9 protein-coding genes are annotated in these 9,470 nt (G+C 42.5%); 1 reads left to right on the forward strand and 8 read right to left on the reverse strand.

Features of this window, described 5'->3' with window-relative positions; all coding sequences use genetic code 11:
• Positions 1–110: 110 nt before the first annotated feature.
• The 5 genes from H6H03_RS38180 to H6H03_RS38200 form a co-directional block, all read right to left on the reverse strand.
• A complete protein-coding gene (locus H6H03_RS38180; protein ID WP_190960188.1) occupies positions 111–665 on the reverse strand; it encodes a hypothetical protein in 555 nt (184 codons plus the stop codon).
• A 136-nt stretch (positions 666–801) separates the two neighbouring features.
• Positions 802–1,068 (reverse strand): hypothetical protein, encoded by a 267-nt coding sequence (locus H6H03_RS38185; RefSeq protein WP_190960189.1) that lies wholly within the window; start codon positions 1,066–1,068, stop codon positions 802–804.
• Between the two features lie 137 nt (positions 1,069–1,205).
• On the reverse strand, positions 1,206–1,790 hold the full coding sequence (locus H6H03_RS38190; RefSeq protein WP_190960190.1) for a hypothetical protein: 585 nt from the start codon (positions 1,788–1,790) through the stop codon (positions 1,206–1,208).
• 200 nt (positions 1,791–1,990) lie between these two features.
• Positions 1,991–2,833 (reverse strand): hypothetical protein, encoded by an 843-nt coding sequence (locus tag H6H03_RS38195; protein WP_190960191.1) that lies wholly within the window; start codon positions 2,831–2,833, stop codon positions 1,991–1,993.
• A gap of 320 nt (positions 2,834–3,153) precedes the next feature.
• Positions 3,154–3,480: an XRE family transcriptional regulator gene (locus H6H03_RS38200; RefSeq protein WP_242058204.1), complete on the reverse strand. Its 327-nt coding sequence runs from the start codon at positions 3,478–3,480 to the stop codon at positions 3,154–3,156.
• Between the two features lie 737 nt (positions 3,481–4,217).
• Between H6H03_RS38200 and H6H03_RS38205 the strand changes: the two genes are divergently transcribed.
• On the forward strand, positions 4,218–7,415 hold the full coding sequence (locus tag H6H03_RS38205; protein WP_242058205.1) for a plasmid replication protein, CyRepA1 family: 3,198 nt from the start codon (positions 4,218–4,220) through the stop codon (positions 7,413–7,415).
• 163 nt (positions 7,416–7,578) lie between these two features.
• Here H6H03_RS38205 and H6H03_RS38210 read toward each other — a convergent pair whose 3' ends face one another.
• From H6H03_RS38210 to H6H03_RS38220, 3 genes are all read right to left on the reverse strand, one after another.
• Positions 7,579–7,776, reverse strand: a complete 198-nt coding sequence (locus H6H03_RS38210) for an NblA/ycf18 family protein (RefSeq protein ID WP_190960192.1) — start codon at positions 7,774–7,776, stop codon at positions 7,579–7,581.
• Between the two features lie 265 nt (positions 7,777–8,041).
• On the reverse strand, positions 8,042–8,638 hold the full coding sequence (locus H6H03_RS38215; RefSeq protein ID WP_242065761.1) for a DNA-binding response regulator: 597 nt from the start codon (positions 8,636–8,638) through the stop codon (positions 8,042–8,044).
• 172 nt (positions 8,639–8,810) lie between these two features.
• Positions 8,811–9,470 (reverse strand): transposase family protein (locus H6H03_RS38220; protein ID WP_199339230.1); only part of this gene is annotated, 660 nt, incomplete at its 5' end.

Raw genomic sequence — 9,470 nt, forward strand, 5'->3', positions numbered from 1 at the left:
TTCAGCAACTAAAACGCCCAAGTATTTTTATGTGCTTGGTTTGAGTTGAATTGTCGCTGGGTAGGGCTGCACCTTACCCCCTTTTTGTGCCAGTTGCGTAAGTCCTGTAACTAAAACACCATCTCCGACGCAGCCCTGACCACAGCTAGAGCCTGCTTACTGGTTTGTCTCCAGTCTGTTTGTTCGTTGTAGCTAGCCATTATTAACTCACTGCCTACCCATACCCGACAGAACAACACGCTCTCGTCATTCCCTGGCTGCGGTTGTAGGGTTATGGGTGAATAAAGTTGTTGTGGTGTCAGTAGTGCTACAGCAGACAACAAACCTTTAGCAAAGTGAGTATCATGCCCACTTTCTAGTATGTATAGCCTGTCTGCTTGAATTGTAATCAGCAACTTGTAAACTTCCTTTGCTCTGCGCTCACACTTCTCGAATTTGATTTCTCGTAAATATCCAGTCAAAGCAGTTTGTGCAACAGCGCTTGCTTCACCGTTGTTTAGGGTGTACCACAATGAACCATTGTGGCGATTGCAATAGATTTTGCAACTGCCAGCCTCGGAGTGCAATCCCAATTTTGGTTTGTTGATTGCTGCAACAAGCTGCTTGAGTAATTCTTCTTGACGCATTAAGACAGCAAATAATTCTGATGTTTGTTCAGGGGTCATTTGTTTTTACCAACATTTTCGCTCTCGCTGTGGCATAGCCGTTCATCAGAAATGTCTAGAGTTTAAAATCGGCAATAAAATAGCGCTCTTGCTGTTACAAAAACGCTTGATAATGCGGAACGATTAATTGTTAAATCTATGCCGAGGGATTATTTCTATCTCGCAATAGCCGTAATATCTCTTCTATACTTGCATCAATATTACGAATATCAGCTTTCACTTGCCTAATATCAGCTTTTACTTCGCGCATATCCGACGCCAAACCTGTAGCTAGGGTTACTGTCCTTGCGATCGCTACTTGAGACGTTCCAATCGTTCCCGCTTGAATTTTTAGTGTGGCTACATCCTCCGTAAGTTCATTAAGGCGTAGATAGATATCATTGATTCTGGCATCGTCAGTCATTTGTTTTCCCTCCCCTGTTATTATTTTAAGCAATTAGCCTTAAATTAATTTTATGTTTGACCTTACGTCATAGAAGTTCTGGCGCAGCTGTTGAGATTAGTCGGCGTGACTTATAAGGATGTCACGCCGCTGCTTTATTAGGCTGCTACTGCTGCTTTCACCCCCAGCGCCTTAATCGCATCCTCCGCACTCTGAGCAATCCGATTCACACCATACTGTCTGGGTCTTGAGTACCATCCTTGTTGGTTGCACCCGACGAAGCCTACCAAATGCTGTCCACGGTAGACTTTAGCGCTGAACGACAACCAATTTACTTGATTGTGGTAGAGACTGAACTTACTACAAGCTTTTTCAAGTTCGTCATACAATCGCTCGTTGCGCTGGCGTGGGGTTTCTGGTTCAGCGATGGTTGGTTTAACTTCAGCAACTCTTGACGCGAACCAAGTGCGGTCAAAAGGTAATCTTCCGCTGTCGGACAGTTGCACCCAAACAGTGATTCCGCCTTCAATCCAAATCGTTTTAATTTGGTCGGGGGTGCTGTTGATGATAGTTGCAATGATTTGGCGATGGCTACGCCCGCCGCAGGCATCGCGGTGGGTTAGTGGGTCTTGGGTTGGGGCGACCGTTTCAGACTGCGTTGCAAGAAGGTCGTTGAGTTCTTCTTGTGCTACGGATTGTTCGTCAACCGGGAGGGCTTGCTGTGTTAGTGTACTTTGCGTCATAATCAGAATCCTTATTAAAAAAAGGGAAAGACGATCGCTAGACTGTCCAAGGTGCAGCGATCGTCTTTGTTTTTACGAACGAAACGTTGTGGATTTCCACAACGCATTCACAGGAATTTAGCGAAGCTTTTAAAACTGTGGTTTTCGGTTTAGTAATATCGAAATGCTCCGAGAAATTTAGGCTTGGTCATCAGAAAACCTCATTGTTTGCCTTGTAGTGCGAAGTGCGATTCTTCTCGGAATATCACACCAAGGCGATGACAATGTTCCCTAGCGATATTCCTATATAAACCAACATCCTCACCAAATAAAAATAAGACGGGTTTCTTGTCAGGGTAATAAAATTGATAAACTAGTGCTTGACCAATACCATGCTTCCAATTGGCAGCTTTTTTAACTTCAATAACATACAGTTTGGTTAGCACATCAACTCGCCCGGATGGATTATGAGCTTCTCGAATTCCTCCTAATATTCCTGCTAACGAATCAGACATTCGCTGTTCGGCTGGGTCTTTTAGCGGTGACGGTGAAACAAATTGAGTTGACGGCTGTAGTACAGGTAGTGGTTTAGCAATAGGCTGAAGTTTTTGAAAGTCGTGCGGTGTTTTATTAAGAGGCTTGGTTTGAATAACTTCGTATTCTTCTTTAATTACCTTAACTGTTGAGTCCTGCGACAGAACTTTTTCGGGATATCTTTGTACATAGAGAGATGTCACTAAGAACCAATCTCGTTCTGTTTTCAAAGGAAACTTGCATTCTGGTAACACCTCTATTACAGATTGAAGAGAAGCTTTTAATCCAGTAGTTTTGACCCATTCCTGACGTGCTGGTGTTAGTGGGCGCAATAACAAGTGCTTTTTTGATTTGATGTATTTGTTTTGGAAAAGGTCGATTGCCTTTCTCCAGTGAGAAATATTCTCGAAATTAAAGTAGCCAAAATCTGGTAAACACATCTTAACAAAACTTACTTTTGGTGGATAACCAGTAACTCGCATCCATTTGTTTCTGACTGCATTCAATTGTTGAATCGGATCTTTAGCCAAGATGCTGATTACCTCCGATGTCACTAGTTAAAAGCGATCGCCCCCCGTGGGGTTAGCGATCGCACTTCTAAATTTGACTAATCCACATTCGGGTTTTTCAACCAGTTTTCAGACTTAGTTAGGTCATCAGGCTCATCCCTGGCGGCTCAAGCTGTTATGAGTCTATTTCCGTCCATCCCGGTTTTAGCTTCCGGCTACTTGTCCCGGCGGCGGCTAATTTTATGCTTGATGATTCGGTTCGTTTTTCTGTGTGTGCAAACCCTTGATTGCTTTCTGGTGCAGGCGGTTTGCTTTCCTCTGTCCTAATTACTATATTGCAACTAAAAGTTGCAGTTGTCAACCCCTAATTGAACAATTTTAGTTGCTTTCAAACACAATAATTCAGCTAACGTACAGTTAAATACTTTGCAAAGTCCTGTGACAAGCTCAGGGGAAGCTCCTTTAACATCTGAAAAAGTCTCCATTCTGTGCAAATACTGGCGAGAAATCTCTACATCATTCTCAGCAAGCTTTTTAGACAAAGCTAACAATGCCATTTCACCGCGTAACAAGCGCATTTTATCTCCACGCTCCTTTGTCCACTTTATCGACCCCACCTCAGTTAGTGGTAACATTACAACCTCTTCTATTTTTTCTTGCATTGCCATATTATGCAATATTTTGTTGACAAAATCAATAGTTATCTGCAACTATAAGTATCATGGCAAAGCGCAACCAAGCGCCACTTATACCAATTCGTAATTAAAAGACTTTCAAAATCTAAAACGGCATTGTAACTATGCTGGGATGGCACGCTTGAAAAAGTAAAACATCCTCAGGCTCTTTCTTGGGGGTGGCTCTTGTAGGTGTAGTGTTTCAGACAACTAAATTTTAGTTGTCTCAAGCAGTTCAACATCTTCTTGATTCCCTACACCCTAAACCCAAAAGCTTTATGAATATTGGATTTGCCGATAACAAGCGTGCCACTCCTTTTCGACGGCATATAGGTGGGGGTAGATGAAACTGATTTTCTAAAACTCAATTGTGTATACCAATGCAATCAGCCCAAAGTATCAAGTTAAACGGTGGTGATAAAAAGCTTAACAAAAGTTTAGGGACTCTAAAACGATGTCACAGCAATGTTTATAGCTTTAGATTCTCCAAATCAGGAACTAGATTACCGATAGATTTTCTAAATTCTGGAAATCGGTTATGTTAACCCGAAATCAATACAAGAGTACTATCAAGCAAATCTAGTTTGTTCAGCTTAGACATAGATAACAGGTTTTTGTCTTCTTCGTTATTCATTTAACGCTTCTTTAGTTTTGTGACTATTTTTGAACATTCCAAAGCGGTATGACCCCATACCGCTAACTGTTTCGTGCGCCTGTCTATAGGAGGAAATATGCACAACGAATCTCATCATTTACAAGAATGGCTCAACAGTGGTGTTGACGAAGATTTAATTGCCTTGAATGTACGATCCCTGGTTGGCACAACCCCTTACGACTACCTTTTGTACAGCAATAAAATCTCCCGACGCAACGATGGAAGATTGAGGGATAGGGATTTGAAGAAGTACCAACACATTGAACACGGTGGCTGGTGGTGTAGTGGTATCGATCTACTCAACAATTATCAATCAATGCTATGGGGATGCTTCAAACCTGACAAACCCCGGCGCGATCCGCAAAAGATTCACAAACATATAAAATACGAACATCCATATCGAGAACAAACTCGCGCATTCTTCCTCTTCGTCACTAAGAAAATTTGGGTAAAAATATCAAACCGTTGCGGTATTCCTATTACTGATGAAGACCTGCAACATAGGGGTGCCTTCTGGCATTGGGTCTGGAAGAACAATGTACCAGTCGTTATCGTAGAGGGAGCCAAGAAAGCCGCTTGTTTATTGAGTGCTGGTTACGCAGCAATCGCCATCCCTGGAGTTAACGCAGGCTACCGCACCCCAAAGGATGATTACCGGACTACCACTGGTAAACCATCACTTATCCCCGACCTGAAACATTTCGCAACAAAGGGCAGGCAAGTTAACATTTGCTTTGATAACGATACCAAACCTGAAACCGTTCAACGAGTAAGAACCGCTATCAGTCGTATGGGGCGACTACTCATAAATGAAGGCTGTCAGCTACGGGTGATTGACTTGCCAGGAACACAAAAAGGAGTTGACGACTTCATCGTTGCTCAAGGCAATGATGCCTTCCACGCCCTGTACAATACAGCCGAAACTTTGGAGCTGTGGGAAATCAAGTTATTCACTTTGTTAACTTATCCTCCGGCGATCGCTCTCAACCAAAGATTCCTCGGTCAGTTGCTCGTACCCGAAGGTGAAAAACTGATTGTTCTCAAAGCTCCAAAGGGAACGGGGAAAACAGAGTGGTTATCTTCTCAAGTGGCTAAAGCCCACGATCAGGGGCGACGGGTTCTCATCATCACCCATCGCATTCAATTGGGTGAGGCGTTGTGCGATCGCTTCGGCGTGGATTATGTGTCAGAAATCCGTACATCCGATACAGGTGGATTGTTGGGGTATGGGGTCTGTGTAGACTCATTGCATAAAGATAGTCAAGCCCGATTCAACCCCAAGGATTGGTCAAACGATGTCATTATTATTGATGAGTGCGACCAAGTATTCTGGCACTTGCTCAACTCTACTACCGATGTGGCCAAGCGGCGGGTTTCCATACTCAGAAATTTCAAGCAGCTGATCCAAAATGTCTTGGGCAGCGATCGCGGTAAAATTTACCTGTCTTCTGCTGATGTATCAGATACCGATGTGAAGTACGTTCTTTCTCTTGCTGGAGAATATCGGGTTAATCCCTTTGTCATCGTCAACAATTACCAGCCTGTGTCTGGCAAATGTTACAACTACTCCGGCAGCAATCCCAAGAATTTGATTGCCGCATTAGACAAGGCGATTGCCAAAGGTGGACACCATTTACTATGTTGTTCTGCTCAAAAAACTAAATCCAAATGGGGAACTCAAGCTCTGGAACAAAGATTTAAGCAGAAATTTCCCCATTTACGCATTTTACGAATTGACAGTCATTCAGTTTTAGACCCAAAGCACCCGGCTTTTGAGTGTATTGCCCACCTCAACGAAATTCTGACCCAGTATGATTTAGTGATAGCTTCTCCCAGCCTAGAAACTGGTGTCTCCATCGATATCAAGGGACATTTCGATGCAGTCTGGGGGATATTCCAGGGAGTGCAGCCTGTGGACTCTGTACGGCAGATGTTAGCACGATTGAGAGAAACAGTTGACCGCCATATTTGGGTGAGCCAGTACGGTATGGGAACTGTTGGTAATGAAGCGACTTCTATTGGGGGATTGCTCAGAAGCCAACACGTCGCAACCCAGGCTAATATCGCTCTGTTGTCTGCGGCTGATAATGACGATTACTCGTTCATTGATCAGAACTTTCAACCCGAATCTTTACAAACCTGGGGCAAGCGGGGTGCTGTTATTAATGTAGAAATGCGCCGCTATCAAGAATTTGTACTGAAGGGACTGGAAGCTGATGGCTACACTGTGATTGATGCCTCGGATTCTGATCCTGACGAAACCAAGGAAGTTGTTAAGGAGGTAAAAGCAGCTTCCAACGAATTATATAGGAGTGAATGCCAGGGGGTTTCGGATTCAGAAGATGTATCTGATGCCGAACTGAAGAAATTGCAGGAGAAGCGGGAGAAGACAAAAGAAGAACGGTATCAGCAACGTAAGGGTGAGTTGTCCCGGCGTTATGAAGTTGACATTACGCCTGAATTAGTCGAGAAGGATGATGACGGCTGGTATCCCCAACTGCGGTTGCACTATTACTTGACTGTGGGGCGACAGTTTTTAGTAAACCGGGACAGCAAACGAGCTAAGGGGCTGGCGGAAGCTGGGGAGAATGCTGTTTGGAAACCCGACTTCAACAAGGGGCAGATGTTATCGTCGGTGCTGTTGTTAGAAAAGCTGAATCTGTTACAGTTGCTCACATCTGGGGAACGGTTACGAGGGTCTTCAGAGGCAATGCAGGAGTTGAAGCGGGCGGCACTGGAGAATCGTTATCTCATCAAAACTTGTTTGAACGTGAGTATAAGCGAAAAGTTAACATCTGTTGCGATCGCACAAAAGCTTTTGAACAAGTTTGATTTGCGGTTGTCTTATGTAGGAAGGTTGGGGCCGCGGGGCAAGCGAGAGAGTGTTTACCAGTTTGTGGTTCCTGATGATGGGCGCTCTTGTATTTTCGAGAAATGGTTGCGCCGAAATGAACTAGCAGATAAAACAATTGCCAATTGTTTGGTGTCAGTCACTAATAATATAGAGTTACAAACTCAAGTTAGTGACACACTCGATACCCCCCTTTCATCGGATGAGGCTGTTGGAGGTTGGAACGGTCTAAAGCTGAAATTGCGGCAGGGGTTAGAAAGTGCTGGTTCCTTCTACCAAGAGCTAGTTTCCAAAGTGGGTGAGGCTGTTGGGGTTGCTGATGGTGAGCCAATATGGAATGGGTATTTGAACCAGTGGCAAGTCTGGGTTAACTTTGGGGACGGTTGTCGGTCGGTGGGGTGCGATTGGTTGGTGACGGTGTAGGCCAAAGTAGTTCACTGTTCCATCAAAACCGTTACTTTTCGTCGGTTATTGTACAGTTTCCTCATTTGTAAGCAAATAATCTCAATTACCAAGCCATTGATAAAGAACAATTGTGTGTTCGTTATCTTGTTCATCGCTTAAAGTAACAGGAGCAAGGTTTGTTTTAGCCCAAGATTGAACCTGAACCAACTTCCCACTTATGTTTGAGTAATTCCTGGTAAGTCTTTTCCCTTATCATCATGTGCTTATACAGCATCTGCAAAAACTCTTGAGCTTGTTCACGGGACATCTGCTGCACTTGATCAGAAAAAGTTCTAAGGCTAAATTCTTGTTCTAAAGATAATTCAATGGGTTGGTTCATAGCTTTTATTTGAGTTTGCTAAGTTAAGCAAATATTGTTTTATATAAATAAATATTACGATAGCTTTACAAAAGATGAAGGGGTGTAAACCGTACCGGTGTAGGTTAGAAATACCGTCTCTGCTGCTGAAAACCTTGATATAACTCCATTGTGGCAACCCAAGTAAAAACTTAAGTTCTGAAGTTTCTTACTAAGAGGTTTTTAAAAGCATTTTTCGCCTCTGCTTGCGGTTGGCGATCGCAAAGAGGCGAAACAGCGCCATCGCTCAAAAGAACGGAGCGCTCCCTATCATAAAATCAAAATTACCTTCACCTCTGCTTTTCTTTAATGTTTCCATGATTTTTTGTGGATTATCGTGGGGGCCACTAACATAGAATGGTTTCCCATCACGACCACATTCAATACGTATTGCGCCATCCCATTCTCCGATGTGCGAACGCGATTTTTCAAAGTCTTTGTGTGGTTGAAACCCTAAGTTTTCTGCGTATTCGCAAGCACTAAATATCATCCCTTGGGCTACTTCAAGGGGAACCTCTTGCGGGCTTCCGGGAAATGGCTGGAATAGTGCTTCTGTAAATTCTTTAAATTTTATCCTGTCTACTGTACGTGGTGGTATAGTATCTTTAACGCCCAAGCACCAGATATCTAAAAGGTAACTACAGACCGTGATTTGATTGTATCGAGCAACTCTTGCAATAACTACCAATCCTAAACCGCGATCGATATCATCATTATTTTTTACAGGTAGGATTTTTGTCAGCAAATTTTTGATGCTGTTTTTTTGTGGGACTTTCGGTAACAATTGGATAAGACTCTCGCTAGCTAAACACTGATATATGGGGTCTAATTCTCCTTTTGTCAATCTATCTAATAGACTTGTCCGAAAACTCCAAAGCCAGACTGTTCAAAGCTTTTAGACAAAACTTTGATATCTTCGTAAAAACGGAGTCATAAGGGTTTGATATAGTTAGTGATAGTTTAGAGGCATAAAAATCAACTCCTAATTTTTGATAATTTATGATTACTGCTAATAACTAAGTTGGCAGAACTAAGCTACCAATTCTTAATCTAACTAATCCGCAAACTGTTAAAATAATCTGCTCATAAGTATCAAGTTTTAGTCTAAATCTTTGTGAAGCAATCCGGAATATTTTAAGTAGTCGAATTAAATGCTCGATAAATATCCGATTACTAGACAAAGCCTTATTTTCATCTTTTTGCTGTTGAGTCAGTTCTCGTTTTGGTTTTCTTTTATGAGGAGTAGTGATGTTTTCGCCACCTTGAAAAGCCTTGTCACCTGAAAATGGTTGAGACTTATCAAACTTTCTCTGAGATTTACGAAACAATTTTATATCTGCTGTTGGCCCAGGAACCCCCACCTCTACCTCCACAATATCCTTACCTTCTGGTATTCCAACCATTAAACTTTTTAATGTATGTTGCCTCTTCTTCCCAGAAAAATATTTTTGTTGTTCTTTTTGGTCAGAATCTCTATATATTGGCTGTTCTAGGCTATCGACTAATAGCCTAAAGTTGGTTAATACTTCCTGAACAAAGAGTAATTCGCTTTCATTACTTGAGACTTGTTCTAATAAACTTGAGGGTAAGATATCTCGCAATATTGGTATCCAATAATGAAAAGTATCGTTGGCTTCTGTCTTAGATACCCCAAATAACATTCCTAATACTTGAAA

Source organism: Nostoc paludosum FACHB-159, from assembly GCF_014698835.1.
Lineage (GTDB): Bacteria > Cyanobacteriota > Cyanobacteriia > Cyanobacteriales > Nostocaceae > Nostoc > Nostoc paludosum.

Coding starts and splice junctions, on each gene's coding strand:
- H6H03_RS38190 (WP_190960190.1), bottom strand. CDS start 1,790: ATGACGCAAAGTACACTAACACAGCAAGCCCTCCCGGTTGACGAACAA.
- H6H03_RS38200 (WP_242058204.1), bottom strand. CDS start 3,480: ATGGCAATGCAAGAAAAAATAGAAGAGGTTGTAATGTTACCACTAACT.
- H6H03_RS38185 (WP_190960189.1), bottom strand. CDS start 1,068: ATGACTGACGATGCCAGAATCAATGATATCTATCTACGCCTTAATGAA.
- H6H03_RS38180 (WP_190960188.1), bottom strand. CDS start 665: ATGACCCCTGAACAAACATCAGAATTATTTGCTGTCTTAATGCGTCAA.
- H6H03_RS38210 (WP_190960192.1), bottom strand. CDS start 7,776: ATGAACCAACCCATTGAATTATCTTTAGAACAAGAATTTAGCCTTAGA.
- H6H03_RS38205 (WP_242058205.1), top strand. CDS start 4,218: ATGCACAACGAATCTCATCATTTACAAGAATGGCTCAACAGTGGTGTT.